43 protein-coding genes are annotated in these 26,857 nt (G+C 34.3%); 8 read left to right on the top strand and 35 right to left on the bottom strand.

From position 1 onward, the window contains the following. Positions 1–2: 2 nt before the first annotated feature. The 11 genes from QQS35_RS20545 to QQS35_RS20495 all read right to left on the bottom strand — a co-directional run bounded on the left by QQS35_RS20545 (position 3) and on the right by QQS35_RS20495 (position 7,511). Positions 3–956 carry a minor capsid protein gene (locus tag QQS35_RS20545; RefSeq protein WP_285934122.1) on the bottom strand — a complete coding sequence of 318 codons (954 nt, stop codon included), beginning with the start codon at positions 954–956 and terminating at the stop codon, positions 3–5. A 9-nt stretch (positions 957–965) separates the two neighbouring features. Next, a complete protein-coding gene (locus QQS35_RS20540) occupies positions 966–2,366 on the bottom strand; it encodes a phage portal protein (protein WP_285934121.1) in 1,401 nt (466 codons plus the stop codon). Between the two features lie 11 nt (positions 2,367–2,377). Further along, entirely contained in the window at positions 2,378–3,664 is a 1,287-nt protein-coding gene (locus tag QQS35_RS20535) for a PBSX family phage terminase large subunit (protein WP_285934120.1), read from the bottom strand. Continuing rightward, entirely contained in the window at positions 3,654–4,094 is a 441-nt protein-coding gene (locus QQS35_RS20530) for a terminase small subunit (protein WP_285934118.1), read from the bottom strand. The genes QQS35_RS20535 and QQS35_RS20530 overlap by 11 nt, the downstream gene beginning before the upstream one ends. Positions 4,095–4,165: 71 nt before the next feature. Continuing rightward, the gene (locus QQS35_RS20525) at positions 4,166–4,357 is read right to left on the bottom strand and encodes a TMEM175 family protein (protein WP_285934117.1); all 192 of its coding nucleotides are present in this window, start codon (positions 4,355–4,357) and stop codon (positions 4,166–4,168) included. Positions 4,358–4,539: 182 nt separating this feature from the next. After that, entirely contained in the window at positions 4,540–4,749 is a 210-nt protein-coding gene (locus QQS35_RS20520) for a hypothetical protein (RefSeq protein ID WP_285934116.1), read from the bottom strand. Positions 4,750–4,886: 137 nt separating this feature from the next. Then, the gene (locus QQS35_RS20515; protein ID WP_285934115.1) at positions 4,887–5,378 is read right to left on the bottom strand and encodes a sigma-70 family RNA polymerase sigma factor; all 492 of its coding nucleotides are present in this window, start codon (positions 5,376–5,378) and stop codon (positions 4,887–4,889) included. Further along, positions 5,371–5,601 (bottom strand): hypothetical protein, encoded by a 231-nt coding sequence (locus QQS35_RS20510; RefSeq protein WP_285934114.1) that lies wholly within the window; start codon positions 5,599–5,601, stop codon positions 5,371–5,373. The genes QQS35_RS20515 and QQS35_RS20510 overlap by 8 nt, the downstream gene beginning before the upstream one ends. Continuing rightward, positions 5,583–5,756: a hypothetical protein gene (locus QQS35_RS20505; protein ID WP_285934113.1), complete on the bottom strand. Its 174-nt coding sequence runs from the start codon at positions 5,754–5,756 to the stop codon at positions 5,583–5,585. The genes QQS35_RS20510 and QQS35_RS20505 overlap by 19 nt, the downstream gene beginning before the upstream one ends. Positions 5,757–5,844: 88 nt before the next feature. Beyond that, positions 5,845–7,311 carry a hypothetical protein gene (locus QQS35_RS20500; protein ID WP_285934112.1) on the bottom strand — a complete coding sequence of 489 codons (1,467 nt, stop codon included), beginning with the start codon at positions 7,309–7,311 and terminating at the stop codon, positions 5,845–5,847. Then, complete coding sequence (locus QQS35_RS20495; RefSeq protein ID WP_285934111.1) at positions 7,308–7,511, bottom strand: XtrA/YqaO family protein; 204 nt, start codon at positions 7,509–7,511, stop codon at positions 7,308–7,310. The genes QQS35_RS20500 and QQS35_RS20495 overlap by 4 nt, the downstream gene beginning before the upstream one ends. 232 nt (positions 7,512–7,743) lie before the next feature. Between QQS35_RS20495 and QQS35_RS20490 the strand changes: the two genes are divergently transcribed. Continuing rightward, entirely contained in the window at positions 7,744–7,908 is a 165-nt protein-coding gene (locus QQS35_RS20490) for an aspartyl-phosphate phosphatase Spo0E family protein (RefSeq protein ID WP_285934110.1), read from the top strand. A 23-nt stretch (positions 7,909–7,931) separates the two neighbouring features. Here QQS35_RS20490 and QQS35_RS20485 read toward each other — a convergent pair whose 3' ends face one another. From QQS35_RS20485 to QQS35_RS20400, 18 genes are all read right to left on the bottom strand, one after another. Beyond that, complete coding sequence (locus tag QQS35_RS20485; RefSeq protein ID WP_285934109.1) at positions 7,932–8,402, bottom strand: hypothetical protein; 471 nt, start codon at positions 8,400–8,402, stop codon at positions 7,932–7,934. Beyond that, positions 8,399–8,764 (bottom strand): DUF1064 domain-containing protein, encoded by a 366-nt coding sequence (locus QQS35_RS20480; protein WP_285934108.1) that lies wholly within the window; start codon positions 8,762–8,764, stop codon positions 8,399–8,401. The genes QQS35_RS20485 and QQS35_RS20480 overlap by 4 nt, the downstream gene beginning before the upstream one ends. Then, positions 8,764–8,940: a hypothetical protein gene (locus QQS35_RS20475; protein WP_285934107.1), complete on the bottom strand. Its 177-nt coding sequence runs from the start codon at positions 8,938–8,940 to the stop codon at positions 8,764–8,766. Before QQS35_RS20475 ends, QQS35_RS20480 begins: the two co-directional genes overlap by 1 nt. After that, on the bottom strand, positions 8,940–9,083 hold the full coding sequence (locus QQS35_RS20470; protein ID WP_285934106.1) for a nucleoside triphosphate pyrophosphohydrolase family protein: 144 nt from the start codon (positions 9,081–9,083) through the stop codon (positions 8,940–8,942). Before QQS35_RS20470 ends, QQS35_RS20475 begins: the two co-directional genes overlap by 1 nt. Further along, the gene (locus tag QQS35_RS20465; protein ID WP_285934105.1) at positions 9,083–10,318 is read right to left on the bottom strand and encodes a DNA cytosine methyltransferase; all 1,236 of its coding nucleotides are present in this window, start codon (positions 10,316–10,318) and stop codon (positions 9,083–9,085) included. Before QQS35_RS20465 ends, QQS35_RS20470 begins: the two co-directional genes overlap by 1 nt. Beyond that, positions 10,315–10,545 carry a hypothetical protein gene (locus QQS35_RS20460; RefSeq protein WP_285934104.1) on the bottom strand — a complete coding sequence of 77 codons (231 nt, stop codon included), beginning with the start codon at positions 10,543–10,545 and terminating at the stop codon, positions 10,315–10,317. Before QQS35_RS20460 ends, QQS35_RS20465 begins: the two co-directional genes overlap by 4 nt. Further along, entirely contained in the window at positions 10,542–11,492 is a 951-nt protein-coding gene (locus QQS35_RS20455; RefSeq protein ID WP_285934103.1) for a Lin1244/Lin1753 domain-containing protein, read from the bottom strand. The genes QQS35_RS20460 and QQS35_RS20455 overlap by 4 nt, the downstream gene beginning before the upstream one ends. Next, positions 11,485–11,679: a hypothetical protein gene (locus tag QQS35_RS20450; RefSeq protein ID WP_285934102.1), complete on the bottom strand. Its 195-nt coding sequence runs from the start codon at positions 11,677–11,679 to the stop codon at positions 11,485–11,487. The genes QQS35_RS20455 and QQS35_RS20450 overlap by 8 nt, the downstream gene beginning before the upstream one ends. Before the next feature lie 3 nt (positions 11,680–11,682). After that, on the bottom strand, positions 11,683–12,492 hold the full coding sequence (locus QQS35_RS20445; protein WP_285934101.1) for a PD-(D/E)XK nuclease-like domain-containing protein: 810 nt from the start codon (positions 12,490–12,492) through the stop codon (positions 11,683–11,685). Further along, positions 12,443–13,345 (bottom strand): hypothetical protein, encoded by a 903-nt coding sequence (locus QQS35_RS20440; protein WP_285934100.1) that lies wholly within the window; start codon positions 13,343–13,345, stop codon positions 12,443–12,445. The genes QQS35_RS20445 and QQS35_RS20440 overlap by 50 nt, the downstream gene beginning before the upstream one ends. Further along, positions 13,320–13,517 carry a hypothetical protein gene (locus QQS35_RS20435; protein WP_285934099.1) on the bottom strand — a complete coding sequence of 66 codons (198 nt, stop codon included), beginning with the start codon at positions 13,515–13,517 and terminating at the stop codon, positions 13,320–13,322. Before QQS35_RS20435 ends, QQS35_RS20440 begins: the two co-directional genes overlap by 26 nt. A gap of 98 nt (positions 13,518–13,615) precedes the next feature. Further along, positions 13,616–13,834 carry a YqaI family protein gene (locus QQS35_RS20430; RefSeq protein ID WP_285934098.1) on the bottom strand — a complete coding sequence of 73 codons (219 nt, stop codon included), beginning with the start codon at positions 13,832–13,834 and terminating at the stop codon, positions 13,616–13,618. A 59-nt stretch (positions 13,835–13,893) separates the two neighbouring features. Next, a complete protein-coding gene (locus tag QQS35_RS20425) occupies positions 13,894–14,106 on the bottom strand; it encodes a hypothetical protein (RefSeq protein WP_285934097.1) in 213 nt (70 codons plus the stop codon). A 67-nt stretch (positions 14,107–14,173) separates the two neighbouring features. After that, positions 14,174–14,362: a hypothetical protein gene (locus QQS35_RS20420; protein WP_285934095.1), complete on the bottom strand. Its 189-nt coding sequence runs from the start codon at positions 14,360–14,362 to the stop codon at positions 14,174–14,176. Positions 14,363–14,451: 89 nt separating this feature from the next. Further along, positions 14,452–14,736 (bottom strand): hypothetical protein, encoded by a 285-nt coding sequence (locus QQS35_RS20415; protein WP_285934094.1) that lies wholly within the window; start codon positions 14,734–14,736, stop codon positions 14,452–14,454. 4 nt (positions 14,737–14,740) lie between these two features. Next, positions 14,741–15,262 (bottom strand): XRE family transcriptional regulator, encoded by a 522-nt coding sequence (locus tag QQS35_RS20410; protein ID WP_285934093.1) that lies wholly within the window; start codon positions 15,260–15,262, stop codon positions 14,741–14,743. 57 nt (positions 15,263–15,319) lie between these two features. Continuing rightward, complete coding sequence (locus QQS35_RS20405) at positions 15,320–15,451, bottom strand: hypothetical protein (RefSeq protein WP_285934092.1); 132 nt, start codon at positions 15,449–15,451, stop codon at positions 15,320–15,322. Further along, positions 15,452–16,213, bottom strand: coding sequence for a BRO family protein (locus QQS35_RS20400; protein WP_285934091.1), 762 nt, complete (start codon positions 16,211–16,213; stop codon positions 15,452–15,454). A 67-nt stretch (positions 16,214–16,280) separates the two neighbouring features. Here QQS35_RS20400 and QQS35_RS20395 point away from each other — a divergent pair, with 67 nt between their 5' ends. Beyond that, a complete protein-coding gene (locus QQS35_RS20395) occupies positions 16,281–16,631 on the top strand; it encodes a DUF2513 domain-containing protein (RefSeq protein ID WP_285934090.1) in 351 nt (116 codons plus the stop codon). Positions 16,632–16,634: 3 nt separating this feature from the next. Here the strand turns inward: QQS35_RS20395 and QQS35_RS20390 are convergent, their stop codons facing one another. Beyond that, positions 16,635–16,838, bottom strand: a complete 204-nt coding sequence (locus QQS35_RS20390) for a hypothetical protein (protein ID WP_285934089.1) — start codon at positions 16,836–16,838, stop codon at positions 16,635–16,637. Beyond that, positions 16,838–17,071, bottom strand: coding sequence for a helix-turn-helix transcriptional regulator (locus QQS35_RS20385; protein WP_285934088.1), 234 nt, complete (start codon positions 17,069–17,071; stop codon positions 16,838–16,840). The genes QQS35_RS20390 and QQS35_RS20385 overlap by 1 nt, the downstream gene beginning before the upstream one ends. Before the next feature lie 163 nt (positions 17,072–17,234). Here QQS35_RS20385 and QQS35_RS20380 point away from each other — a divergent pair, with 163 nt between their 5' ends. The 4 genes from QQS35_RS20380 to QQS35_RS20365 all read left to right on the top strand — a co-directional run bounded on the left by QQS35_RS20380 (position 17,235) and on the right by QQS35_RS20365 (position 21,130). Next, entirely contained in the window at positions 17,235–17,627 is a 393-nt protein-coding gene (locus QQS35_RS20380) for a helix-turn-helix domain-containing protein (RefSeq protein WP_285934087.1), read from the top strand. A 294-nt stretch (positions 17,628–17,921) separates the two neighbouring features. Then, positions 17,922–19,589: an AAA family ATPase gene (locus QQS35_RS20375; protein ID WP_285934086.1), complete on the top strand. Its 1,668-nt coding sequence runs from the start codon at positions 17,922–17,924 to the stop codon at positions 19,587–19,589. A gap of 57 nt (positions 19,590–19,646) precedes the next feature. Then, on the top strand, positions 19,647–20,522 hold the full coding sequence (locus QQS35_RS20370; RefSeq protein ID WP_285934085.1) for a DNA adenine methylase: 876 nt from the start codon (positions 19,647–19,649) through the stop codon (positions 20,520–20,522). 86 nt (positions 20,523–20,608) lie between these two features. Continuing rightward, positions 20,609–21,130, top strand: a complete 522-nt coding sequence (locus QQS35_RS20365; protein ID WP_285934084.1) for an ImmA/IrrE family metallo-endopeptidase — start codon at positions 20,609–20,611, stop codon at positions 21,128–21,130. Positions 21,131–21,184: 54 nt separating this feature from the next. Here QQS35_RS20365 and QQS35_RS20360 read toward each other — a convergent pair whose 3' ends face one another. Then, complete coding sequence (locus QQS35_RS20360) at positions 21,185–22,072, bottom strand: hypothetical protein (protein WP_285934083.1); 888 nt, start codon at positions 22,070–22,072, stop codon at positions 21,185–21,187. A 129-nt stretch (positions 22,073–22,201) separates the two neighbouring features. Here QQS35_RS20360 and QQS35_RS20355 point away from each other — a divergent pair, with 129 nt between their 5' ends. Beyond that, positions 22,202–23,641, top strand: a complete 1,440-nt coding sequence (locus tag QQS35_RS20355) for a recombinase family protein (RefSeq protein ID WP_285934082.1) — start codon at positions 22,202–22,204, stop codon at positions 23,639–23,641. On the opposite strand, the gene QQS35_RS20350 is transcribed toward QQS35_RS20355, so the two are convergent. Beyond that, complete coding sequence (locus tag QQS35_RS20350) at positions 23,638–23,847, bottom strand: competence protein ComK (protein ID WP_285934081.1); 210 nt, start codon at positions 23,845–23,847, stop codon at positions 23,638–23,640. The genes QQS35_RS20355 and QQS35_RS20350 overlap by 4 nt on opposite strands. Positions 23,848–24,066: 219 nt before the next feature. On the opposite strand from QQS35_RS20350, the gene QQS35_RS20345 reads away from it, so the two are divergent. After that, entirely contained in the window at positions 24,067–24,537 is a 471-nt protein-coding gene (locus QQS35_RS20345; RefSeq protein ID WP_285934080.1) for a DUF3939 domain-containing protein, read from the top strand. Positions 24,538–24,576: 39 nt separating this feature from the next. Here the strand turns inward: QQS35_RS20345 and QQS35_RS20340 are convergent, their stop codons facing one another. Both QQS35_RS20340 and QQS35_RS20335 read right to left on the bottom strand, forming a co-directional pair. Then, positions 24,577–25,788 carry a M48 family metalloprotease gene (locus tag QQS35_RS20340; protein ID WP_285934079.1) on the bottom strand — a complete coding sequence of 404 codons (1,212 nt, stop codon included), beginning with the start codon at positions 25,786–25,788 and terminating at the stop codon, positions 24,577–24,579. Between the two features lie 73 nt (positions 25,789–25,861). Next, a complete protein-coding gene (locus QQS35_RS20335; protein ID WP_285934078.1) occupies positions 25,862–26,857 on the bottom strand; it encodes a lipoate--protein ligase in 996 nt (331 codons plus the stop codon).

Below are 26,857 nucleotides of genomic sequence, written 5' to 3'. Positions count from 1 at the left end.
TCCTATAAACTATATTCACCTTCTCTTTCAGCAAAGAATTTCGTTCTCCAATCACCTAATGTAAGTGCGCTTGAACTACGACAAAAAGGATGCATGGGAGCTGCGTTAACTCCTGGCACCATATCTTTAACCTTAAATACTTCACCGTTCAATCCTTTGCATATCTTCGTTGTATCATTATCCATAATGGCGATAAACTCGTATTCAGCATCGTCTTCCTCTTCTGTAATAGCCTCATAGGATAGTTTCTGCGCTTCTGTTTGCACTCGACCTGTTTCAGTGATTAATAACCTTCTAGCTTCATAGGTTGTAACGTCAAAGCGTTCTCTTAAGTTCTTTACATACTTGTTTGGATGAGCACCACGAATGATAGCACTATTGATAATCGTATCTAATTCATTTCGCAAGCCTTCCATATCGGACCAGATACGTTCTGACCAGGTAGCATTATAAAAAGAAGCACCAACGATCGCTTTGAGTGTAGCTGTTGTAATACTCATATCTACACCTAATATGCCTGCTTGTCTCGCAACCTCAGATATGCCTGCCTGTTCTAAATACTCCTGAAATGTCTTAACTGTTTCATCAGCCATTGCGACCAAGTGAGCGTTTAAATACATCATCAGGAGCTCTTGACGATTGACTCTCATTTTTGTGTTGTATGTGCTTAGAATCTTGTTAGCTCTGGCGCTAAAATTTTTATTCTTCACATATCTTTTAGCTAGCTTTTCATATTTGGTTATATCAAACTCTGAAACACGCTTCTTAGCTTCACTAGGAGATATTTCTTTCTTAGCTGCATACTTGAGATAGAAAGTATTTATTTCCTTCTCTACCTCACCCATAGCGTGCTCAATGATATCCTTAAGCTTTTCTGCCACTTCCGCATCCTTCATTTGCTCGAGTTTGATGTTTTCCTTCTCGCGCTTTACCCAATAGCTTTCTTCTTCGGCCATCTAATCACCTCAATTCTCCATAAAGTTAGATGATGGACGTTGCTTGCTCCGTTCTTCTTCAATGCGTTTTAGTTCTTCTTGTGGGTCATCAATAAACGGTAGCAAGCTTAATTTAGTTACCTCGGATAATTCCCCACCTAATGAATTAAACATTTCAACAGTTTCAGTTGTGCTTTTCGGTAGATTTGGAGTGAATTTAATTACGATATCATTCAATGTGTTATCATCTATTTCTCTTGCTTTAGCAGATATACTGTTCACTAATCGATATCTATACATCATAGAACGTTTAAAAAACCTTTCTTTGATGGACCTCACTTGCTCCAATCCAAACAACTTATATTTCATAGCTTCACCAGATATCGGACTATTTGAACTTTGACCTGCTTTCTCATCGTTCAAATTAGGTGTATTCGTAAACTTATGAATATCATTTTCTATCCTAGTTTTATAGGCTTCGCTACCAGCAACATCATACTGCTTATAGATGTAATCTGCATCAGCGCTTCCTGCTCTACCTTCTGAATCTAAACTAGGTGTAACTAATATCATGTTGGCGTCTTTCATTGCCTTAGCTTCTTCTATATCCAATTCAACATTACCAACAATCTTAAGCATGGCATCATTTAAATCAGTCATATAGTTAGCTGAATCTGATTGTGCAGCATCATATAGATCAATCAAATTTAGTACATTTTCAAAGTCACCTTGCCTAAATCTATTATTCTGATATTCGTTGATTGGTACATCACCAAAATAATGTTCTTTTTCACTTTTTAATTTGTAATCTTTGCTTTCTCCTTCTACATGATAAGTAAATATTTTATTTTCTGTATAAAGCTCAACGATTTGTACTTCGTCACCTTCGTGAGTCTGAATCCGATGCCTTACACCTGCAATCGGCAATCGTTCGACTGTATCATCATAAATGACGAATGTTTCTAAAGGAGATAGCAATGTAAATCTATTTTTGTCAGCTTGGCTACGGAAGATTAATTCATACGCTCGACCATATACGGAGCAATCCAGTGTTAATTCACTATTTAAAGCATCAGCATCGTTCAAATCATTAATATCCGTTAAAACTTGTTGTACAGCATCTTTATCATGTGTCACAGTGATTGGATTACCTGTAAGATATCCAACGATAAACTGACTCACATACCTAGCATGGTTGTGCGTTGACCTGTGATCTGACATATGTTCTTCTTTACGTCGCTGACCTTCTAGTATTGTTTTATTGTTACCTAAGTAGTAATCATCCAATTCTGATAATCTAGGAACCTGATGTGACAGATGATGATCAACCATTTTTGCTAAATCTTCGATGTTTTCTAATAACGTTGCAGCATCTGCATAGGTATATACTTTGTTGGCTTCTGCGCTGAAACGTTGTTTTGATTCTGCCATACGACCACCTCCTATAAACCTAATGATTTTAATGCTTTATATGTCTTGCTTTTATCTGATACACCCATATGATATTGCTCTAAGCTATATCTAAGCGCATCAATAATGTGGTTATTTGCATCGATTGGCTCGTTCAACCATTTACCTTCTTTATCTTGCTGGAAGGTGTATGTGTTGAATTCCTCGATGGTGTATTCACATTTCGGATGAATGTAGACTTTGAAACCTTGTATGAACAATATCCCTTGATTGATAGAGCCTTTACCTTTTACAGATGCCCTCAATCGTCTAATGCCTTTATTGATTAACTCTTGAATAAGTCTCTTCTCGGCTGAATCAGCTGTTATATGTGACTCTTTCAATCCTTTGTTCACAATCATGTTATAAATATCAGCAGTTAACATTGCTTTTTCGTAATGCTCATCGTAGATCCATAGCTCTTTCTTTTTCAAATCGACAACACTACTCGGCAATGTCGTAGGGTCGTTGGTAAAACCAAAGTCCATCCCGTGAGCAGTCTCTTGTATTTCTTTGATTTTCTGTTGAATGTCGAAGTCCTTAACATGGAAGTTATCAAAGACAAGGCCTTCTGCAACGCCCCATTCACCATCACAAACGATTCTGGCACGTCTAGGATTCGTTCTATACAAATCTTCATATCTATCTCTATCGACCTGGTCTAACCATTCATTGCATCTAAACGTAGTCGTAATAGCAAATGTATCTTTTTCTTTTGTCTCTTCATCAAAGAAAGTCTTTTTAAGCCAGTGTCGTTCTGACCAAGGGTTAAACGTAACAGTTATCTGTTTGAAGAAATCAGGATCGTCATACATACCACGAATCGACTCAACAACCGTTCTAAATTTACTTTCTGTTTCTATCTGGTAAGCTTCCTCGAACCATGCCCAACAAAGGATACCAACATCAACGGTAATCGATGTGATTTTTAATTCATCATCCAACCCTCTAAACAATATCTTTTGTCCAGTAGGTATATAGGTTATTTCTGGCATGGATTCATTGAACTTAAATAAATGGGCAACCCCTAATTGAGAGGCTGCCCATTTTAAATCTGTATAGGTTGATTGTTTATTTGTATTGGAATATCGCCTAACCACTAATAAGTTGGCCCATTTATACTTCATGATTCGATGAATGAAATTGATTGCTGTATTCTTGGACTTCTTACTACCTCTGGACCCTTTAACAACTCGATAGAATTGTTTATTGTTCCAGAAGCGATTGTAACCCTTACCGATGGTTTTCTTGATTGATACTCGGTTTTCTTTAGTCGTCATCTTCCGGCACATCCTCAACAAATACCGGGGTTACATTTTCTACTTCCACTCTATCTTTGAACATACCAAGATGTTTACCGATTAACTCTGTTGCCCTATTGGCTCCGTTACTATCAAATTGATATTCTCCAGTCGGAACAAGTTCTTTTGCTTCGTAATCAAACTCCATTACTTGTTCAGCTTGCATTGATCTATCCGATATATCCATTAATCGTTTTAACACCCAATAAGCATCAAGATTAAGTCTGTCAGCTCTCGTTTTCTTGCCTTCCTCTATGCGCGCATGTACTTCAACATTCTTCAACAGTCTCTGTCCTTGAGAGTATGCCGTCTTCTCACTGTACCCTGCTCTTATTGCTGCTTGCGTTGCATTTAAGTCAATTAGATACTCATCAATAAACATTTGTTGTCGTGCAGTTAACTTAGCCATCACATCATCACCTATCCCTCCTAATTAATTTGTGCAAAAGAAAAAGCACCGCATTGGGTGCTTGTTTATAACTATTCTTTATCCTTATTAACATCGTGTTCTACAATTAATTGAGCTGCTATAGCTGCGCTTGAAGTTATAATTGCATCAGAAAGAGCTTCCAACCTCGTGTCGTTGAATTGACCACGTATGTTTTCATCAATCGTCTTTTTAGCAATCTCCTTAGCTCTTTCTACCAAAGCTTTATATCTCTCTTCATTCATGAAATCCCCTCCCTTCTCATTCGAACTATTTCGACAAAAAGGAAGGAATTACCTCTAATTTCTCAACCTGTTTCTATCACTTTCTATATAAAACTATCACGCCTTACACATCTTTCCTACTGTTGTTCCATATTCACCCTCTATTTCTATTGTTACATTTCTACAAATTTAATTGATTCCCTCTAGGTAAACCATAGAAACCAATAATAGCCAGAAATAAGAACTGCTGCTATCAATAGAAATTTAACAATAGAATCGGGTATCTTAAATGGTATTATTCTAATAATTAACATTGTTATAATTGCTACCACTGTCATAGTTAAAATTAAAAAACCTAATTTAAGAGCTAGTCCCCACATTTGACTATAAGCTGATTTCGGAAAAATATCCATGTCCCCACCTCTTTCTATAGGGACATTATACTACATAATATTTGTACTGCTTAATCTATAAAGAACTTTCGTTCTTAATTACTAACTCTTACTAGATAAGTGCTCTACCTATAAGACCTTTTACTAATAAGATTATTTCATATGACACTCGTATGACATAACTTTTTTTGATTTATTTTTTTCTTAGCGCGATCAATGAACTTTTGAACACTGGGCTTCTTAATATCTAGTTCGTCAGCAATCTGCTGCATGCTTAATCCTTGCGCGAAATATAATAAATAGCATTGCCTTTCTCTATTCGATAAATCGATTAATAAATCGTAAATAACTCGCTTTTCATCGTCTGATAATTCTTTTTCTTTAGGCTGGATTTCAAGCGAAGGAATCAAATCAACGTCAACTAATGCGCGTTTTTGGTATGCTGAACGTTTATCAATACCTCGCATGTTTCCTGGTCTGCGTCCTCGCTTCATCCAATCAATAGAGAACGTCATGCTTGAAACCATGCTGTTGATCTGCGTTTTATCTGAAGTATCTACATAACTATCTGTTAGTTTGGAATGTTTACGTTGTAATGCCTTTCTTCCCTCTTCGTATTGAATGATTAATGTGTCTGACCAGTTATTCATTGAATCCAGCTCCTTTATCGAATAGTACTTGCGCATAGTTACTACGTTCAATCGACTTCATCACACCAGTACGCTTGTCCTTGCGATACTCACTAACCTTCCAACAAAAACGAGGTCTAAATGATTCAACACTTTCTTGCGTTATCTCTTTCATCGCTTCTTCAATCGTGATGCCTTTCTCCATAAATACGATAATACCGTCTACTAATTGGTTTTTGTCCATGTAATAAACCTCCCGATTAATCTAATTAAAATAATTGCTGGCCATAAGCTAACAACAGAGATCAACACATACATGAAGTAATGTTTCTTCTCTGGTGGTTCTTCTTCGAACATTGCATAGACAAAACCAATGATTAAGTAGATAATCCAAAACATTAAATCACTCCTTTTTGATAAATAAAAAAGGACACCAAACGGCAGCTGTTACGCTGTCATTCGGTGTCCTCCAGTTAGCTGGTAGAACTTATTCAAAAGTACTTATAAAAGTTAATAATGTGAAAATTAACGTCAGCAGAGATATTACTATTGTTATAACTGTTAATATCAACATTGTACTTTGTCTCTTGAAGTTAATTATATTGTCCAAAAAATGAATTTGGTTGGTTACTTGATCATAAATGGACTTAAACATAAAATTACTTTGATCAAATATATCTATTGGAACGTTTGTTAAAGTCTCACTTAATTTATAACTTTTTAAAATATTAGTTGTTTTTCCAACTTCACGCTCATATCTTTTGATCATATATTCATAAAACTCATAATTAATCTCTCGATCCAACCTGCTAAAATGGAAATTATTTTTTTCCATTTCAATTTTCAATCTTGATAACATTCTATACTTCACTAATTTAGGTAAATTAATAGAACTAACTTTGTCATACTTTTTTTTATGTTTTAAAGTTCTTTTTTCATACAACTTAGTCATTGTTTGTATGCTAAGAAGTTGAATTAGATACGGATTTGCAATATGTGGAATTATTTTATTACTAATTGTTGAAGTATGGTTCTCATTATATACCTCATTTAAATGCATTTTAATACTTATGTCTCTGTTGTTTTGAAAATCATCATTAAAAACTAAATGAATATCGCCTCGCTCATTTGATTCACACAAAAAACTACTAAAAATACCTGCAGATTCCATTTTACTTAAAAGTTCATTTCCTTGTAGAGGTAAGGATATAAGATGGGTGTTATATACTTCAATTGAGGGTGATATAACTTTATTTTTAAAGAAATATAACGGCAAGTACTTTGATAAATAGCAACTAACTTCCCATTTCAGTTCTAAAATTAAATCTTCTATTAATGATAATTTATATTCTTGTTTATTAAAGGAAACAGTCTGCCAAGAGTGTGGTTTTAAGGTATCTTTTATATATCTAGGTGGTATCATTTGAATGAATCCTTTATCTGTGTCGCCTTTCATCGCTTCACTAATCATCGTTTTAAAATTATCAGAAGGAGAAATATGAATGTTTATTGCAACTATGGAATTTGAGACTGATGCCAAACTAAAGGTTAATTCTTTACAAAATTTTCTCAGCTGTACATCTTTAATAGTCATTTTAAAGGTGTTTTGTATATTCCTTGATCTTATATTGGAAAATAAACGTTCAAAAAAATCATCAATGTTTCTAGGATTAAAATAATAATAACCCTGGTTTTGATTTAATTTAAATAATTTATGGAGGCCTTTTTTAAGTCGATTAAAGTCTTCCATAAATACAATTTCACTCATTAAAATATGGTTAATCTCCACTCTAATATCGCTTGGTAAAAGTACATCATCATCAAATAATTTGAAGTTAATTTCAACTTTGTTTTTATTTAAAAATTTGTTATTAACAATAAAATTCCCAAGTTTCTTTTTTAACAAATTTTTATTATAACTTTTACTTTTAGTATACGGATTTAATAATTTCAAAATTCTTCCCCCTCATCAAACTTAACCCTCTTCACCTTCCCTTGGTGCGTAATAACTCTCGTCTCTCCATGATCAGGTAAGTATGTGAATTTAGCTTGTCCTTCACAATATACGACACAAAACGGTCTATTTCCTTCTAAATCAACATCTATTTGTATTTTCTTGTCATTTATTTCTAGTGGTAAAGAATTTAGTCGCATAGAACAGGCCCCCGTGATATAATTGTATTAACAGGTACAAAAAGGTCAGGAGCTCTGCTCTTGGCTTTTTTTATGCCGTTATTTCTTTAAAAAACTAATCACACCCAACCTTCGAACTATTAATTTTGTTAAGTATTGACACATTTTGTCGAAACTATTAACAAACTATAAATAAAAAGGTAATATACTCCTATTCTATATTTATTAAAATGATGATACAGGAGATAGCCTTATGAAAAACCTTAGTATTAAAATAATTTTCATTAAGTTCGAAATATACATATTAAGAAACCACATGATTTATAGTGGGAAAAAGAAAGGATTAACTCACCCCGAAACTATTAAATCTAGTCAAGCATTGGACACAGCTTTAAACAAATATCAGCGTGTTAGCTAATTTTGTTGTGATTTAATTTAATTTCAACTATGCATAACAATTGCCTTGGCTTCATCTCTATGCTCAACTAACATTTCACTAGCTTTGAACCAGGAACATTCATGATAACTTTGAATCGACTTTACATAATCTCTCCACTGCTCCTGTACTTGTTTAAACGCTTTGGTCTTAACACCGTGATTACACTCCAAAGGCGATATAACCTCATCAGGTATTACAACTCTTATTTCTAATGGATTCTGTACTACTTGCTCTGGTTCAGCCTCAATAAAGTCAAACAGATCCATTTGCGAATAGTCTTCACATTTCTCTTGGTGAATTGTTGCAACATCTTTTAAAACTTCAAACCGAGATGCTCTATAACAACCAAAATGTGCTGTCTTTCTATCAAAATTCGAAACATAGAAGCTACTCTCCCCATTGGGAAAGATAAAATATTCTTGGTCTTTCTCCAGAGTAGTGGTATTTGAAGCATCTAAACACACGCCTTTCATACTTCAATCCACCCTCTCGCTCTATCAAACTTCAACACCGACAGTTTTAAATCATAGTGATAATCAAATAGCTTACGTTTGAGCGCAAATTCTTTGGTAATTGCTCCCTTTACGTCTACAATCTCTATCGACCCGTCAGCGTACTCTATTTCAAAATCAGAGATGTATTCTATTTTTCTAATAGACTTGTTAGCCTTTTTGTATTTCGGCTGTAATTCAAATCTAGGCTGTAAGCTAAAATCCTTTATATCACCAGCCTTTTTACGGTAGATTAGTTCTTGGTAGTACCTGGCTTCTGCTTTAGAATCAAATTTATGTCCATCGATAACAATTTTCTTATTGCCGTACTTACTGCGACGCATCACTCTTCACTCCTAGCAATCTCATTAGCATGAACATGCTTCAAGGTGAATAAGCTAACATCTTCTATCGGTCGTCCATCTGGCGTTTCATAGATTTCAAGTTTGTAAAGATCGTTGATGATTTGCGTTATCTCGTCCGATTCAAAGCGCATCTTTTGTTCGAATAGTGTTTGCATCAGCTTCCCCCTTTTACCATCCCTTGGCATAACTCCCCGAGTTCTTTACCTAGCTTTAACATTTGTTTGTTTGGATTAGCAGTATCTAGGTTTCTATCTTTCGCCCATTGTTTAATGTGTTTTGTTGCTTCTGATAGATTCATTAAGTTACCTCCAATTTTCTAGCTATCTCGTAAATAACGTTGACCGTCACTGAGTTTCCTGCTTGCTTATATAGTTGTGAATTAGAATTAACTTCTGCAGCACAATCAAATGCCCAATCTGGAAACCCTTGCAACCTCCAACATTCTCTAGGTGTTAACTTTCTTATTCTTAATTCATTAGTTACTACACCTTGTTGGCATCCCGTGTCTAATGTATTTGCTACACCTTTTCCCACACGTCCTCTTCTCGTTTTGCTAGTAGGTACTGAGTAGTTAATTGAATCACCAGGAATAGCTTCTACATATCCTTTATTGGTAGCTTCTTTGATTGATATTTTCGGACCTTCACCTTTGTTTGTAGTTAATGTTGGAGATATTCCTTCGCTTTTATAAACTTGCCCATTCATCCCTTTACCTGATGGGTTTATATTCCCAGCTAACATAATTCCATGCCTATCTTGGCTAGTTAGAGTAAACATCGGTTCTCTGTTATTTTTGAACCTTCTACCGTTCTGTCTTTTATTCTGTCTATCTGGAGTTAACACAGGTTGAATTACTTTAGGCTCTCGATTGCCACCTTGCATAGTTGTTAATGTTCTTGCTAAACCTTCTGGATTTAAAACATAATTTACATCTTTATACCCATCACTTAAGTATCCAGCGATGCTAATAGCGTTTCCGTTTTCTCCTTTGATAGGAAAAACTCCTCTTCCGGATTGTCCTCTAAGATGTCCGACAATGAACACCCTTTCTCTGTTTTGGGGGACTCCGAAATTTTTAGAGTTAAGCACTTGCCATTCCGCATCATACCCGAGTTCATCCAAGGCTCTGATAATGGTCTCGAACGTAATCCCTTGATCGTGGTTAAGGAATCCTTTGACATTCTCAAGGAATAAATAGCGTGGTTTGAGGATATTGGCGATGCGTACAATTTCAAAGAATAAAGTTCCTCTAGTGTCATCGAACCCCCCTCGTTTCCCAGCAACTGAAAAAGATTGGCAAGGGAATCCTCCGCAGATAATTTCCACTCGTCCTCTATCCCCAAGCTCTCGAATATGTCTATCTGTGACGGTTGTAATGTCATGTGCTGTCCACTCCCCTTCTGTATCGTGTATCGCTTCATAACTTTTCCTGGCATATTTATCTATCTCTACATAACCAACACACTCATGACCTGCCTGTTCCATTCCTAATCTAAATCCACCGATACCTGCGAACAAATCTAAGAACTTCACGCCTTTTCCCCCCTCACCTCTTTATACCGAAATCCTATAGGCCTTATCTCGCATTTTTTATTAACAGCCATATGCCTTAAACAAAATACAATCTCCCATTCATCACGTTTGAATTTAGTTGCAAGGTTTTCTAATGATTCACCTTTGTTCCAGCGCTTAATAATAGCTCTGGCAGTGTAATCCTGAATACCATGATCTAAGTCTTCGTTCATAATCATCAAAGTCAAGGACCATCACCTGATGCCTTGTTTTTCTTATAGTTTTCTAGCATGATTGCAACATCTTCCCCTTGTTCTTGTTGTTTAGGTTTTTCTTGCTCTTGCTGCTTCTTCTTTTGTTCAACAAACCAATCAGGTACATTCTCTTTCGGCTTATTGTTTTTATATTGATTTTGCTGATTTAGGAACTCAACTTCTTCTGCTTCAACCTTTTCTATCGTGTCGATGCCCTTCTCGTTCCACTTTCTCAAGATGCCCTCAACATAGGACCAACTACTTTTGTTTTGTTTCAAGGTTTTATCCATGGCTTTTATAACCATCGCTTCACCACTGTCTTTAATCCAAGCAAGCAAAATCTCGCTCATAGCTGGTCTAATCACTCCAAAGTTTTCTTGATAAAAGACAATAGCATCGTCTGCTGCAGGTTCCTCTATTTCCTCTGCTTTACTTTCCTTTACTTTCTCTTTACTTTCCTTTACTTTACTTTGTGTACTAATGTCGTCATTTTCATTAGTTGAGTTGTGGTTAATGCATACATTAACTAATGTTAAGTTGTTATTTGGTAATTCATTAACATCGATAAGGAAAAATTCTTTGTAAATTAACACATTTTTTCTTCTGGTAGTTGCCTCAACATATCTAGTTTGGATACCTTTAGAAGTTAAAATTTGATGTTCTTCAAAGAGGTTATTGTTGAATAAACCTTCCTCTAAGCATGTGTTAATGACATCATTAACTACATCTAAGTCGAATAAATTCTTACGCGAAAAGATTTTAGCTTTCTTTTCATCCCACTCAATGTAGTAGCCTTCCTTATATACTTCCATTAACAGTTTGACTACAATTGCAAAGCCTTCCCAACCGTGGTCAGCTTTTACAAGATATATTTTGTCATCTTGGTCCATATCGACATCCATGGGGAAATAATCTAATCCAATCTTCTTAGGTCTAACCAATTGATTCACCACCTTGATGTGTGTTCTCTCTTCTCTCACAAATTGCCGTCATACCTTCTATCTTCACTAACTCACAACCCGGATAATTATTTCTCACATAACCGGCAACATATTTCCTAAAAACTTGTCCACGCTTGACACTAGTTGCACTCATCCATACATAGCAATAAGGTATAGGAACTTTCATGAATCATTCATAGATTAAAGCACCAACTTCAATCGTGTCCTTGAGTTCCTTCGTTGACTTGCAGTAATTGCATTTATCGCAACGTATAGGCTCTATTTCTTCTTTCTTGATCTGTAGTATTCGATTGAGTTTCATTTCAGCGTATTCGTATTCAAAATCGAATCGTGATTCATCAAAGTGGACAACCGCCTTATTAGGTGGATTCTCTTTTGTTACAGCGATGATATAAGGTGTACATAAAGCACCTGTAGCTAGTTCAATTACTTTGCGATAAATAGCCATCTGGAGCACGTAATCCCATGATTCGATGAATGACACCCAACCATCGTATTTCGTTGACCAGTAACGCTTATATAAGTCCTGTGTCGTCTTAATGTCACTGAATGTTTTACGGTCAAGATTAACCGAATCAACTTTTATCTTCCATTCCGTTCCGAACAGATAAGCAGTGAATATTTGTTCTTTTTCACCTTCTAATGCAAACATGGCAAAAGAATCATTTTTAAGTGCATCAATCATCAAATCAGCTTGTGTAAAATCAGCGTATTTTCCACCGTTCTTTTTAAATATCGCATCGCTATTTTCTTCAACCACTTCGTTAAATACTTCATTATTTTCGAATGCTGCATGAACGTAAGAGCCAACCAACAAAGCGTTGGTACTTGGCTCTACATATTCACCTTTCAACTTAGCAAGTGTCTTAGCTTCGCAATTCACAAAGCTTTTAAACTGTGAAACCGACATATAGGCAAGGTCTGCTTCTCTAGAGTGATAGTTTTTCTTGTTCAGCTTCATTTTCGTCAATGTTGTCATTCGGCTTCACATCCTCGTTAGAAGGCTTATCTTCCTTTTGGGTGTCTTTATCACCTTTATTGAATTGGTCTGCTAGACCGCTATTCTCTTCTTTCTTTGCACCTTTACTAAACCAATCTTCCGGTTTGCTCATTCCATCTTTTAAAGAGTTGTAAATCTTAATTAAGTCTGCAAGGTCTCGTTCGGTGAATGCATCTAAGTTGTAACCGAATCTTCCTTCAATTTGGTCTTGAGTGACTCTGTATTTTTCTTTGAACGCCGTTAATGCAGATGCGATACGATCTTTAAAAGGCGATTTATTATTTCCTTGCATTGTTCTGTTGCATTCCTCTACAGCTTTTTCTACAATGTCACCTGGTATAACTCCTAAGATGCAAGAACGAACACGTCTAGCTCCATTGTTTGCTACTAGTTCATAAATATCGCGTGGATCATCAAGCTTTTTAATGTTTCCTTTCGCTTTACGTGAATGTTTCACCGTGAATACTTTTTCCTGTCTAACATTCGTTTCTAAATCCCACGCATAAGCTAATGCAACCGACTCACCTTCACGTTGTTCTAATTCCTTAACACCGAAGCTAAGATTTCCCCAGTTCTGAGCTAAAACTTCTGCTAGTCTGATAGATGGACCTTCTACCTTCGTTCCACCTCTTGGGTAGCTATATACTGCAACCTGAGCAAGAGCTGGGCGTTTACAGTTATCTAAAATGCGTTGTTCGGATTGAAATACATTTCTAGGAAACTGTCTCGCCATAAATATCTGACCTTTTACCTCTTCCATTTCACGACTACTAGAAGCTTGCGCTAACGCCCCTTGTTGTTGACCTTCATACTGCTGTTGTAATTGACTCATAATATTTAACCCCTTTCGAATGATCTTCATAAGCTTTTGTAACGTCCATTAACTGTTCGTGAGTGCCCCATTTATTAGAACCAAGACCCTTGCAAATCCCAGAATAGATAAGCATTGGTTCCCATTCTGGATATTTATTTATCATCTCGAAAAAATGTTTGTAGTAATCCATAAAAGCCCTCCTTGCGTATTTTTGGACGACCGTTTATAATTAAGTTGACATTTAATTTACTTGATCGTCCTGAACTCGTGCCTTTTGGTGCGAGTTTTTTATATTGCTTCTTTAATCTCAAACCCCAACACTTCCACCAAATATTTTTCTAAGTTTTCATCCAGTACGGTTTCACCATCAAATTCATAAAACTTATCTCCTAGTAGGATTTCTGAACCAAAGTAATCAATGCCACAATGTTCATCCTGTGCAATCATGTTTGCGTAGCCTGTCCGATTAATCCGTGTGATTGATGGATGTTCTAAATCAACTGCCATGTTAACCCTCCTTCATATAAGACGGCCGTTAATCAAGCGACCGCCACCTACTTTCTTTACTACAAAACCGTTATGACTAGCGCATATGTATCACCACCTTTCTGGAGTGGGTTATAAATAACATCGTAGATCATAAGTGTTTGACTAAAACATATGAACGGTGATGGATTGATTAGTTCCATCTCAGCGACCAAGAACCAGACCAAGGGGTGATTATTTGATTGAATAGGAGAAATCAAATAAGCTCCTGGTCGCTGAGATAGGACTAGCATTAGTCCCTACCTCGTGATATAATTTAAGTACTATAAAATATGCAGCTAAGTTACTTTGGACGGTGGCTTAGCTGTTTGTTTGCCCTTTTTTAACGAATGATTCTACTATCTTAAAGAAATGTTCTGGATCAAAAGTTTTCTCTTCATCCTGTGTTGATTCTACATAGCCAAATACTCTAGTAAGGATTCTGTTCTTTTCCTCATCATCAAGACCTTGCATTTTTGTGAACAGCTCGTCACGTTGCTCTTTATCCACTTAACCCCTCCTAAAATGTCAAACACCAATGGATCCAAAATACTAAAACTACCAATCCAGTTATCCGAATTTTCCAAGTATGGAATTCATCACTCATCGCATTTAAACCTAGTAATCATCTGATTCACCTGTTGTTGTGGTTGAATCTGAAACGTGGCCACTTTTATTATCTTCATTTCATCTTCTTGCTTTAGCTTCGTAAGTCTGTCCAATTCAATTAATGATTTTTCAGCATCACTCAAAAGTTTTTTTGCAACTAAATACCTTCCATTGTTAAATTCTTCATTAGCACGGTCGGTACAATCTATGAAGCAATTCCTTTCCTTTCTCGCTTTCTCCTGATCTTGTTTTCTTACATCTAAATTGATGTTCACACGATCAACTCCTTACAAATTGTTTAGCTTTCAATTTGGTTTGATTCTTATCCCATTCTTCTGACCAACTTAATCCGTATTCATCACAAACTATTGCTACCCAAGTGATACTCGCTTTAGTAGCATCTATAATTTCCTGTACCGACCTCTCAACATCTTGTCTCTCAAAACTTTGAATCATATCTGGGTTGAGTGAAGTTTTAACTTTCTTAATAGCCTCAATAGCTTCCTCAAGTTCTTCTAGCAACTTATCCTTGACTGAACTCCTATGTAAATCAGCAGCTCGTCCATCCAATCTAGTTACTCCCCAACCGATGTATTCATTAGCCGCCTCCATCGCAACCCATGGATTGTTGTATTTATTGATAAAATGCTTAGTAACATCCGGTTGGACTTTATATGCTTCATTCTCTTGCTGGCAAAATGCTTCTCTACTTAAAAATGTTTCCATTGATAATTGTTGCTGCGTCTTAGAAGTAAGTTTCCTCCCCAGTTTTAAAGCCTTTGAGGCTCTTCCTTTTTCCAATTGTTTCCTCTCCCTTTCTACCTTCATTTATTTGGTTTACTAGTATGCTAGATATTGTTACATAGCTTTTGTTTCATCTGATTCTTTTGATTTCTTAGCTAGTAATCTAGGCACTGAATGTTTCATGAAGAACCTCATGATAATTAGTTGTGTCTCTTTACTAATCTGAGGTGGTTTAACATCTTTCATTTAAATCACCGCCTTGAAATCTTTTAATAGTAGCTCTGCGAATTTAACTTGTCCTTTTCCGGTGATTAATATAGTAACCGATTCAACGTCACCTTCTGTTCGACTTATCATTGTGACCGTTGTAGAGAATAACCCCTGTTCAATGTACTGTTGCTTAGGATTGTTTTTTTCTCTACCGAACTTGATTAAATAACCTTTAGCACGAAGCCAAGCGAACATTTTATTACGACCAATTCTTAAGTTGTGCTCGTCATACATCATTTTTGCGAATGTTCCAACGTTTATAGATGCATTTGAATTCGATACGGCTTTTCCAAAGTTTGTGTAAGGCAGATCTGCTTTGTGTTTCTGTTCTAGTTGTTCAAATTCTTTTCTTTCAGTAATCCAGATTTCAGCTCGTTTGATTGGATCATCAATCATGTAAGATGGTTGATTTCGTTCAATTTGGTAAGAACCAGTCTTTCTAATAGAAGGAAGTACTTCATGTGTTATCCACCTTTTAAATTGTTTTGCTTCTGACTTGCGACTAGATAAAACTAAATTGTAAAGACCAAATTCATTCACAGCTGTTAAATTTCTGTTTTGGCTACCGTCATTTAAAGTGACACCAGTTTTTTCATCTTCATCTAGACGGGTTACTGCCTGTCTGCTGTTGTTAATTTCTAAAATGTCACAAACATCCTTTGCGACAAACCAAGATTCGCTGTCTTTTTCAATAATTCTTAGTTGCTCACCATTAAACATTTTTGTTAGTTGATTCATTGTTTTTCCTCCTAGTAGGTAATTTCTCCCTTCCTGTCGAATGGTGTATAGGAAAGGGGGTGAAAATTTGGAATTGAATCCTGATGTTCTTCGTGAAACGCTTTTTACAATCGAAGAACAGCCTTACGGAACTGAAAAGAAAATTGAACAATTTGTTAAAGCAAATAGGCTGAAAACTTTCGACCCTTATGCTGTTGCATATTGCTGTGAGAAATTGCTTGAAGAAGGTTTCATTAATGGGACATTCAGAGTCACCAAGTCAGGAAAAATATTAATAATTGAAGATTTAACTTATCCTGGTCATGAACTACTCGAAATAGTTCGAAATGATACAATCTGGAACAAAATTAAAAAGAAATCTTCAAAAGTCGTTCCACTAACCCTGCCAGCTTTGTTGAAATTGGCACTGGAACAATAAAATTTATAACTGAATCTCCTGACCAGTAATAAATATTAATTCGCGACCGACATAATCATAGGGGTAATGTTCTAATTTTTCGCTGAGGATTTTGATTGCTGACACAATCATTCCCTCGGCAACCTCTTTGCTTTGATTATTTACGTTCACTTGTGCGAATCGAAGCATCTCTGCCGCTAACATGTTTTCAGCAAGTTTTAATTCCATTAGATTGCCTCCTTAGATTTTGTATGAGTATTTTGTACCCTAATACCAAATAAAAAGCCAACATCACTTTCTAAGATGTCAGCTACTTTAAAGGCTACTGACAAAGGGGGAACTGAATGACCATTTTCCCAATTTGCAATTGACTGTCTTCCTTTATAACCAAGGATTTTGGCAAACTGCTCTTGTGTTAGTTCTTTATTTTTTCGAGCTTCTAATAGCCTATTGTTTTTCAAATGAAACACCTCTTTTGTATGAGATTCTTGTACCTTGAATTTCATTATAAGTACAAAAATCTTGTATGTCAATACATTTTGTACAATTATTTCATACTTAATAGAAAAAGAACTTTTTTGCAAGTACAATATACTTGTACATATATAATTAGGGGGAACCTATATGTTCTCAGATAGATTAAGACATTTAAGAAAATTAAGAGGTTTGTCTCAGGAGAGTCTAGGAAAAATAGTAAATACCACTAAGGCTACCATTAGTAATTATGAAAATGAGTATAGCTCACCATCAAACTCAATGCTTGTAGATTTAGCAAAAGCTTTAAATACAACTACAGATTATCTATTAGGAAATGTAGATAGTTATGAAAGAATAAAGGAGAAAGATTTTGATCCTTTAGTTGAAATCAACAAACTTATCAAAGAATACGGCATCACTGACTCAGGGTTCTTCGATATCGATAAGTGGAAGGCTATGGGGCCTGAAGAGATTGCTCAGCTAGAAAACTATTTTCAGTTTTTATCAGAACAAGCTAAGAAGAAAAATTTAGATAAATAGACATTTTTTATGGGCTTTTTTAAAACAACACATAAGCAATATCGCATATGTGTTGTTTTTATAAAGATACATAGAGAACTATCTATATGATTTAAACTAAGAAAAACATTTCCTATTATGAAACATTTGAATTTAGTACACTGACTTTAATATCGTAGAGTTTGCAACGTGGAATTGGTGTTACGGAGTATAAAACAAAGAATAAAATACTATCATACCAAATTATATTGGCATGATAGTATTTGGTATTAACTAGATTATAGCTAACAGATTTGAGAGGAGATTTTAAATAAAATGGTTAATATAAGGAACATGTTAAACTCGATTACTATTGAGAGGTTTCGTAAATTAAAAGGAATTGAAATTGACATAGCAAATAGAATTACAGTTATAGCTGGACATAACGGCATCGGTAAATCTACAATACTCGGCTTAGTAGCTAATGGATCTGAACTTAAGGGCCACAAAAGTTACTTTGATAAAATCTATCAAAGTCAATTTCAAGAAATCTTTCACTTGGATGAACGCAGTGATTATATTAATAATCAAGATGAAAAGTACTCTACTTTTCTTAAATATGAATATGAAGGTGAAGAACTATTAAAAAAGTGTACTGTATCCAGGCATGGAGACCGTCTAAAAGTTGTACCTAGGAATGTAAAGGAAGATGGAAAACTAACTAATCAACACTTTCTTAATGTGGGTGCAGATGCTAAGGTGCCTATACCTACAATATATGTAGGAATGAGCAGAGTTATTCCAATAGGAGAATCCGATAAGAGCCTCTATTCACTTAGCTCCAGCACTAATGTACATGAAGATGATATAAGATTTATAAATGAAGCTTTCACTGAAATTATTGGCAATGAAAGTGTTGAAAGTGAAAGAATCTCCAAACAAAATTTAAAACATAGTAGTAAACGATCTATTGGACCTGAATTTACTGATTATCCGTTCCAAACAGTATCATTAGGACAAGACAGTTTAAGTACAATAATCACATCCATTATATCTTTTAAAAAGCTGAAGAGAGAATTAGGTGATGAATATAAGGGTGGAATTCTAGTTATTGATGAAGTAGATGCTTGTCTACATCCATCTGCACAGGAGAAATTGATTGGTATTCTTGATAAAGCCTCAAAACAATTAAATCTCCAAATTATTGTCACATCTCATTCACTTACAATTATAAAAGAGATAATTGGTAAACAAATCAAGACAAGGCAAAATCCGGCAGATGATAACTTATATTATAATGTGATTTATTTACAAAACACAATTAATCCAAAAATAATGAGAAATCCTACTTATAAAAAGATTAAGAATGACATGTTTTTACGTTTTAATTTCTACCAAGATAATGATCAAGAAATAAAGATATATTTTGAGGATGATGAGGCCTTATTTTTTTATAAAAGAATGGCTAGCAACATTCCAGACTTAAATATTGATGGAATTAGATTTGATGCAATTAGCGCAAGCATGAGCTGTGATACCTTATTAAAACTGCCTTCAAAAGACTCATATTTTCAGAGTGTTATTATATTGGCCGATGGTGATGTTAAAAAGAGCTTGACTTACCAACAAATAATAGATAATTACGAAAATATGTGTGCTCTACCAGGAAGAGAATCACCTGAAAAAACTATACATTTATACCTTGAAGAATTAGTAGCTGATCAAGATCACATTTTTTGGACAGAAAATCAAGATATCATACATTCTCAATTGGTTAGGGACAACCTAGTCAAAAATATTGATGACAGGATTAGGAATTTAACTGATAAAAAGATGCGCGAGGAATATAAAAACTGGTTTCGAGAAAATATTAGGCACTTTGAAAATACTAATATAATTAGACATTGGATGAATGACAATCCAGATAATGTTGCTGAGTTTGTTTTTCAATTTAAGATTGCGGTAGATTATATCAGGAATAACTATATTATGAATGATTTATAAATCATTCATTTATTCTAGTGGCCATATCAATAATAGTGAGTTACAATTACAGAGGAGGTGATTATTATTCCAGTAACCGACTCTCCACTGCGTTATCCAGGTGGAAAAACACAAATGAAAAAGTTTGTTGTAGATATACTTAAAGAAAATACAATACATGAAAATTATGTTGAGCCTTTTGCGGGCGGGTCTGGTGTTGCGCTATTTTTATTATTTAATAACTACGTAAATAGAATATACATTAATGATTTAGACCCATGCATTTATTCATTTTGGAATTCTGTTCTTAATCAAACAACTGAGTTTATAAAACTGATAGAAGAGACACCAGTTACACTTAAAGAGTGGCATTATCAAAGGACTATCCAAAAGAATCCAGATAGATTCACAGAACTAGAAATTGGTTTTGCAACATTCTTTTTGAATCGAACTAACGTATCCGGCATAATAACCGGAGGACCTCTTGGTGGAAAAAATCAACAAAGTAATTACAAAATTGACTGCAGGTTTAATAAAGTTAATTTGATTAAAAAAATCAAAAGGATTGCTAGTTTTAAGGAAATGATTGAACTTACGAATCATGATGCCGAAGATTTCATTTCTAATGAAATTTGTAAGTTGAATCCGGAAAACACTTTAATATTTTTTGATCCACCTTATTACAAGCAAGGTAAAAATTTATATTCTAATTTTTATGACCACGATGATCATGTTAGTTTGAGTGAAAAAATCAAATCATTAACAGACTATTTTTGGATAACAACTTATGATTCATCAGAAGAAATAGAAAAAATATACAGCGGTATAAGCCAAAAAGAATATAGTTTAAATTACTCTGCTAATAATATCCGCAAGGCCACTGAGTTACTATTCTATAGTGATAGAATAGCTTTACCTGATTCTGAAAACATTTATTATATTGAAAAGGTGTAATAACCCTCCTATTAAAAAGGCAGGGTTATTTTTATATTGAAAATCAGAACATTTGTTCGTATAATTGATATAAGGATGGTGTTTTTGTGTTACTTTCTAACTATACAACAACCGCACTAGAAGATTGGGTTTCAAATTGGTATCAGCGAATCGGTATCAACAACCCTAAACAAATTAACTTAAAATACATAGCTCGTTATTATGACGTATTTATCCATCAAAAAGAAATGCCAGCGAGATATGATGTGTTCGGAAGATATCAAGCTATTACACTCGATTCCAGAACAAGCGTGATAGAACAAAGAGAACAGTTCTTTCATGAATTCGCTCATATTTTACGACATTGTGGAAATCAATCAATGCTTCCAGATGCTTTTAGACAGTTACAGGAATGGGATGCTCGCCATTTTACGATGTACGCAGCTCTCCCCTATCACATGCTACATAATTATGAATGGGATAATCCATGCCTAATCGAAGATTTAGCTCATGATTTTAGAGTAAGTGAAAATCTTTGCTTGGAGCGTATCGAAAAAATAAAGCGAAATAATTCTACCAATTTTCACATAGAAACGATGTATGCTAAAGCTAATGAGGTGATGGAATGAAAACGGCAATTTAAATCTAATATATAAGAAATCTAATCTGAACGATTGTTACGTTTAAGAATCTGACTTGAAAAATTTAGTAAACGTACTACTTAAAGTGGCTATAACTGTAATATCAACCATTCTTACAGACAACATATGAAAAATATAAGTGAATTGACCACTAAGTTTTTTGTTTAATTCAAGTTGTATTAATTCACCAACATCTGAAATAGGAGTTAGAAAATGTAATGAAAAACTGTAATAGTAAAAATCAAAAAAACTATATTCTTTATCAGTAAAAACATCAAAATAAAATCCGTACATTACTTCAGAAACAATTACATCGGGAATAATAAGACAACCAGCTATTAGCCAAGGTGATACTTTCACAAACCAGGTGTTATTACTACCTTTTACTAACGGAACCAGATTTATAAGGAGGTTTACTATAAAAACCCCAAAGATAAGTCCATTTGAAATAATGATAAAATTAATAATTTGAAGTTCACTAAATGGTAATAATTCTATATATTCATCTGCAAAAACGGTTAATACGAAAATTATATTTAGATAACTAAGCACTCCAAATACATGAATAAAAACATTTAACAACGGCTTTATATCATTAAACCATTGCAACCTACGTGCAATAAAAATAAAGATAGGAATAAGGGTTACTATAATTAATATTAAGACTGAATAAACAATTTGAAAAACATGAAAATAACTAAGCGCTACGCAAACTATAGATGCAAGAAGCAATATAATTGTTTCTTTCTTATTTAGGACAGAATAACTTAAAAGTAACCAGATAAATATATTTATTATTGATATTAAAATAAAAGGAAATGAAACTTCCATATCCATAATTGGAAGAAAGCTATAATACAAAATACTTGCTAGAATTATATTTAATATAAATTTTCTGTTTATTAATTTTATTTTTTCATTACCGTTCATACTACTCCACCTATCAATTTATATTGAGAAAAGTCGAAACATGTATAATTTTATATTTATTGATTAAATTTTTCCATAATATATTTTAAATCGGTGGGAATAATATTTTTTTTTGCAGGAGTTGATAATGTGAAAACCGCAATTTACATAAGAGTATCGACAGCTGAACAAGCCGAGCACGGTTATTCCATATCGGCACAACGTGAACGATTAAAAGCATACTGCATAGCGCAAAACTGGGATATAGTTGGATTCTATGTTGATGAAGGCATTTCCGCTAAAAATACAAAACGTCCAGAGTTACAGCGTATGATTAATAACATTGAAATTGGCGAGATTGAATGTGTTCTAGTTTATAAGCTAGATAGACTCACTCGATCTGTTTTGGACTTATATAAGCTGTTAGAAACTTTCGAGAAGTATGATTGTAAATTTAAATCAGCAACAGAAGTATATGAAACTACTACGGCAATGGGTAGAATGTTTATAACGTTAGTTGCTGCACTAGCACAATTTGAACGAGAAAACATGGCAGAACGTATTAGTATGGGATTACAAGAGAAAGCTCGACAAGGTAAGTACACACATAACCAACGGCTATTTGGCTACAATCTTAAAGATGGTGTGCTAACAATCAAAGAAGACGAAGCAGAAACAGTAAAAATGATTGTAGACATGTATTTGGGTGGTAAAGGTGCTGGAACCATTTGTAAGTACCTAAATGAAAGAAATATAGGCACTCGTGACGGTAATTACTGGAATGACAAGCCATTAATCCAATTACTTAAAAATCCTGTTTACAAAGGAACTTCTACCTGGTTAAGAGATACCGAGAATGAAATACAAATTGAACATGCTCACCCAGCTATAATAGATGAGCATACATTTGAACAGATTCAGAAAACTATCGATAGACGTAGATCTCTATCACCCATGCAGGTATATAGCGACCATATTTTCTCTGGAAGATTGAAATGTAAAAATTGTGGCCAAGCTCTTACAGGATATCGAACTTATACAAAGAATGCTCGTGGCCAGAAAGTGAGTTATAAGAATTATAGATGTATGCATAAGAATACAGGGAGATGCCAGGGTGTAAAAACCGTCTCTGAAAGGACACTAGAAAAGTTTTTTATTTCCTATATAAAAGAATTTAATTTCGACCAAGCAGCTAGGGAAACATCTGATAAAGATGTAGTACAACTAAGAGACAAAAAGGCTGAAATAAAACAAGCTGAAAAAGACTTATCATTAGTAGAAAAACGCAAAAAGAAATGGCAGTATGCTTGGGCTAATGAAATGATGAATGACTATGATTTTGAAATACGAATGCGAGAGGAAAATAAAATTGAGTCAGAAGCTAAAGAAGTGCTAGATGAATTAATAGTTGAGGAAGAAAGTACATTTGATAAAAAACAGATGAAGATGATTTTAAAGAACTTCACTTCCAACTGGAGTACACTTACGGATCAAGAGAAGAAAAACTTGGTACAGTTAATTGTTAAAAACATTGAATATGACTATGATGAGAATAATAAATTCTATATTAAAATTGTGGAGTTTTTTTAATTTTTGAGTAGTACCATAACCTTGAGACCTTTTAAACTACTTCCAAAAAACTTACACGCATGATCCATAACCTTTTTTGGTGATTGCTTCACATAATAATCTTCACTTTCACCATTCTCCATTATCATTGATACATACTGACCGTCAACTTCTTCAGCAATTATTGCTAGAGTCTCTGGATTTACTTCATAATTTAGTTTTAACATTTGATCACCCTTTACATTGTTAAATGGTGAGCAAAAGACCTAATTAGAAAATACCACAAACTTGTAATATATGGTAGAAAAATAACTAAATATACTTAATTTTGTCACATTTACCATTTAAAAGCTTACTTTTTGATACAATAAAGCTAAGTATAAATCATTAGACCTAGCTCCTTTATTAACTTTTCAAAAAAATCATTCTATGAAAGGAGGCCTATTATGTGGGAAAAATTCAAAAGGAAAGCACCTATAAAACCAAAGCAAAAAAAGGATTACCCATTCATTAACATCTCCTTACCTGAAATTAAAAGAGCTATTCAAAAATATAGCTTAGAACTACCTGATGATATTCCACTTAGTGTAATTATTAATGATGATTTAAGTATTGATTATCATTTATTAGCTCCAATATTAAAAGGAATTCCAAAAGAAAAGTATTTTATGTCACGAGAAACGTATGAGATTTATGAAGAACAAGACTATAAATTAGCACTAGAAATTGATATGGTCCAAAAAGCAGTAGATAATTATATGAAACAAACGGACGATCTACCTGTTATCCACGGTGATCCTTACAAAAAGGTAAGCTTTCATAAGCTTGAAAAACTAGATTTAATTGATTACCGTCCAGCCTATGATTTTTACGTAACCAATGAAGAGTACTTAATAACAAACGAGAAACCAAATTAACTAGTCAAAAGAGGAAAACTAATCAACACTGCCTCGTAACTACGAGGCAGTGTTGTCGTTTGTTTCCCGTTTTTGGATTTCTTTTTCCAATCGTTCAATTCTTTCTTTAATGGATGGATGACTTGAACGCATCCATTTCACCCAAAAAACAGGATCAATATCACTCTTTGATTGTCTAGCCATTCTCTGATAGCCTTCAATTGCTGGTTCTAATTGTTCTGTATGCTCAATTGCATATGTATCGGCTGAGATTTCTATTTGCCTAGACACATACGTTGAGATAGGCTGTACTATTGTCAATAAAATTGAAATGGTTAATAACAGGATTGGAACTGCTCTAAGATCATTAGGACTTTTAAAACTAGTCTTATCTCGAAAATTTAACCAAACGCGTTTGTATATAAATGCAGTTAAGAAAAATAAGAATAGGCTAAGTAGCAAATACCCAGCTACCCCTAAATAAACATGGTGCATAACATAATGGCCAATCTCATGAGCTAAGATAAACATAATTTCGTCCTGTTCCATTCCAGCTAAAGTTGTATCCCACATGACGATTCTTGCATTCCCCATTATCCCAGTCACATAAGCATTAAATGTCGTTACTTTTTCACTCATATTCACTTGAAGTAACGTCGTATCCTCAAGGCCTATACTCGTAGTGAATTCTTCAATTGCTGTTCTTAACGGACCTTGCTCCATTTCAGTGAAATCTTCATATAAAGGATCAATCCAAACAGGTTGGATGTATATAATAAATAGTGCAATTGGCAAGACCAATAACCATAATACCAACCACCAGAACCGCTTGAACCTAACCATTAGCAATCGGGAAACATAAATAGCTACCGATAAAATAATCCAGTAAAAAAACAGATCTAAACTCATTTCTAACAACCAGTCACCAAAGGGTTGGCGACTCGTTCCTTCCCAATGTGTAATGTTGAACCATACTAAATTAAAAGGGAAGCGAATTAAACCGTAACCAACTACCAATAAAAAAGAGAAAATTATAGTCTTTACTGATTCTAGTTTGGTTAGCTTTTCTATTTTATCTACCAAAACAATAGAACCTTGCGTTTTTATTAAGCCATATAGTAATAACCATTCAAGTGGTAACTTTGAAAAAAATACAGCATGAGCCAGAGCGGCATAATTGGATTGACTATAAGATTCTAGTGGATAAAAGAAATAGAAATAAACCCATACCAAGATAAGGTAAATAAAATAAATAGAAAGTGACTTTTTCATGGATAACCTCTTTTCTTGTCGTAGCTATAAGTATAAACAATCCCTTGTCACTTCATTGACAAGGGATTGACTATTAATAGATCAAGTTAATAAAGTCTTCTTTAGAAATTTTACCAAGGTAATGAGAGACGTCTACATCACGTAGCGCCACTTCCATTGCTTGACGCTCATATCGTGTTTCAGCAAGGCGTTGCTCTATTTCACTTACATCACCCACGCCGAAAAAGTCACCATATATTTTACAATTCTTAATAATTCCTTTTTCCACGTCCAAACGAACATCAACTAAGCCAGCATCAAATTTGTGGGACTGTTTCACATTAAATGATGGAGATTTCCCATAATTCCAGTCCCACTGTTGGTATCTTTCCTTAGATAATTCGTGAATATTTTTCCAGTCTTGCTCGGTTAATTTATATTGAGGTACGTCTTTTACATCCTCAACGTCAAAAATATAACGTAAAATATGTTCCTTAAACTGATCCATGGAAATTTTCTCTTCCATGAAATCAACAATATTGGTTACACGGCTACGAATCGATTTTATTCCTTTAGACTTAATTTTCTCCATTTTCACATTTAAAGCTGATACAACATTTTCTATTTCTGAATCAAACATTAATGTACCATGGCTAAACATACGACCCTTTGTAGTAAACTGAGCATTACCAGAAATCTTACGACCATCAGCAACTAAATCATTTCTACCTTTAAGCTCTGCTGGTACACCGAGTTTATTTAAAGCTTCTACAACAGGTTGAGTGAATTTAGCAAAATTATGAAAACTATCCCCGTCATCCTTCGTAATAAAACTAAAATTCAAATTTCCCTGATCATGATAAACAGCTCCACCACCAGATAGTCTTCTTACTACATGGATGCCAAATTCATCTACATAGTTCGTATTTATCTCTTCAACACTATTTTGATTTTTCCCGATAATGATGGATGGCTCATTAATATAAAATAATAAATATGTATCTTCTGCTCCGAAATTTTTCAAGATATATTCTTCAATCGCTAAGTTAATGTGCGGATCTGTAATACCTTCATTATCTATAAATTTCAT

It is taken from the genome of Aquibacillus rhizosphaerae, from assembly GCF_030282825.1.
GTDB classification, from domain to species: Bacteria; Bacillota; Bacilli; order Bacillales; family Amphibacillaceae; genus Aquibacillus_C; species Aquibacillus_C rhizosphaerae.
This window is presented reverse-complemented; position numbering and strand designations above follow the sequence as displayed.

Coding starts and splice junctions, on each gene's coding strand:
- QQS35_RS20545 (WP_285934122.1), bottom strand. CDS start 956: ATGGCCGAAGAAGAAAGCTATTGGGTAAAGCGCGAGAAGGAAAACATC.
- QQS35_RS20540 (WP_285934121.1), bottom strand. CDS start 2,366: ATGGCAGAATCAAAACAACGTTTCAGCGCAGAAGCCAACAAAGTATAT.
- QQS35_RS20535 (WP_285934120.1), bottom strand. CDS start 3,664: ATGACGACTAAAGAAAACCGAGTATCAATCAAGAAAACCATCGGTAAG.
- QQS35_RS20530 (WP_285934118.1), bottom strand. CDS start 4,094: ATGGCTAAGTTAACTGCACGACAACAAATGTTTATTGATGAGTATCTA.
- QQS35_RS20525 (WP_285934117.1), bottom strand. CDS start 4,357: ATGAATGAAGAGAGATATAAAGCTTTGGTAGAAAGAGCTAAGGAGATT.
- QQS35_RS20520 (WP_285934116.1), bottom strand. CDS start 4,749: ATGGATATTTTTCCGAAATCAGCTTATAGTCAAATGTGGGGACTAGCT.
- QQS35_RS20515 (WP_285934115.1), bottom strand. CDS start 5,378: ATGAATAACTGGTCAGACACATTAATCATTCAATACGAAGAGGGAAGA.
- QQS35_RS20510 (WP_285934114.1), bottom strand. CDS start 5,601: ATGGACAAAAACCAATTAGTAGACGGTATTATCGTATTTATGGAGAAA.
- QQS35_RS20505 (WP_285934113.1), bottom strand. CDS start 5,756: ATGTTTTGGATTATCTACTTAATCATTGGTTTTGTCTATGCAATGTTC.
- QQS35_RS20495 (WP_285934111.1), bottom strand. CDS start 7,511: ATGCGACTAAATTCTTTACCACTAGAAATAAATGACAAGAAAATACAA.
- QQS35_RS20490 (WP_285934110.1), top strand. CDS start 7,744: ATGAAAAACCTTAGTATTAAAATAATTTTCATTAAGTTCGAAATATAC.
- QQS35_RS20485 (WP_285934109.1), bottom strand. CDS start 8,402: ATGAAAGGCGTGTGTTTAGATGCTTCAAATACCACTACTCTGGAGAAA.
- QQS35_RS20480 (WP_285934108.1), bottom strand. CDS start 8,764: ATGCGTCGCAGTAAGTACGGCAATAAGAAAATTGTTATCGATGGACAT.
- QQS35_RS20475 (WP_285934107.1), bottom strand. CDS start 8,940: ATGCAAACACTATTCGAACAAAAGATGCGCTTTGAATCGGACGAGATA.
- QQS35_RS20470 (WP_285934106.1), bottom strand. CDS start 9,083: ATGAATCTATCAGAAGCAACAAAACACATTAAACAATGGGCGAAAGAT.
- QQS35_RS20450 (WP_285934102.1), bottom strand. CDS start 11,679: ATGAAAGTTCCTATACCTTATTGCTATGTATGGATGAGTGCAACTAGT.
- QQS35_RS20445 (WP_285934101.1), bottom strand. CDS start 12,492: ATGACAACATTGACGAAAATGAAGCTGAACAAGAAAAACTATCACTCT.
- QQS35_RS20440 (WP_285934100.1), bottom strand. CDS start 13,345: ATGAGTCAATTACAACAGCAGTATGAAGGTCAACAACAAGGGGCGTTA.
- QQS35_RS20435 (WP_285934099.1), bottom strand. CDS start 13,517: ATGGATTACTACAAACATTTTTTCGAGATGATAAATAAATATCCAGAA.
- QQS35_RS20430 (WP_285934098.1), bottom strand. CDS start 13,834: ATGGCAGTTGATTTAGAACATCCATCAATCACACGGATTAATCGGACA.
- QQS35_RS20425 (WP_285934097.1), bottom strand. CDS start 14,106: ATGCTAGTCCTATCTCAGCGACCAGGAGCTTATTTGATTTCTCCTATT.
- QQS35_RS20405 (WP_285934092.1), bottom strand. CDS start 15,451: ATGAAAGATGTTAAACCACCTCAGATTAGTAAAGAGACACAACTAATT.
- QQS35_RS20400 (WP_285934091.1), bottom strand. CDS start 16,213: ATGAATCAACTAACAAAAATGTTTAATGGTGAGCAACTAAGAATTATT.
- QQS35_RS20390 (WP_285934089.1), bottom strand. CDS start 16,838: ATGGAATTAAAACTTGCTGAAAACATGTTAGCGGCAGAGATGCTTCGA.
- QQS35_RS20380 (WP_285934087.1), top strand. CDS start 17,235: ATGTTCTCAGATAGATTAAGACATTTAAGAAAATTAAGAGGTTTGTCT.
- QQS35_RS20375 (WP_285934086.1), top strand. CDS start 17,922: ATGGTTAATATAAGGAACATGTTAAACTCGATTACTATTGAGAGGTTT.
- QQS35_RS20360 (WP_285934083.1), bottom strand. CDS start 22,072: ATGAACGGTAATGAAAAAATAAAATTAATAAACAGAAAATTTATATTA.
- QQS35_RS20350 (WP_285934081.1), bottom strand. CDS start 23,847: ATGTTAAAACTAAATTATGAAGTAAATCCAGAGACTCTAGCAATAATT.
- QQS35_RS20345 (WP_285934080.1), top strand. CDS start 24,067: ATGTGGGAAAAATTCAAAAGGAAAGCACCTATAAAACCAAAGCAAAAA.
- QQS35_RS20340 (WP_285934079.1), bottom strand. CDS start 25,788: ATGAAAAAGTCACTTTCTATTTATTTTATTTACCTTATCTTGGTATGG.
- QQS35_RS20335 (WP_285934078.1), bottom strand. CDS start 26,857: ATGAAATTTATAGATAATGAAGGTATTACAGATCCGCACATTAACTTA.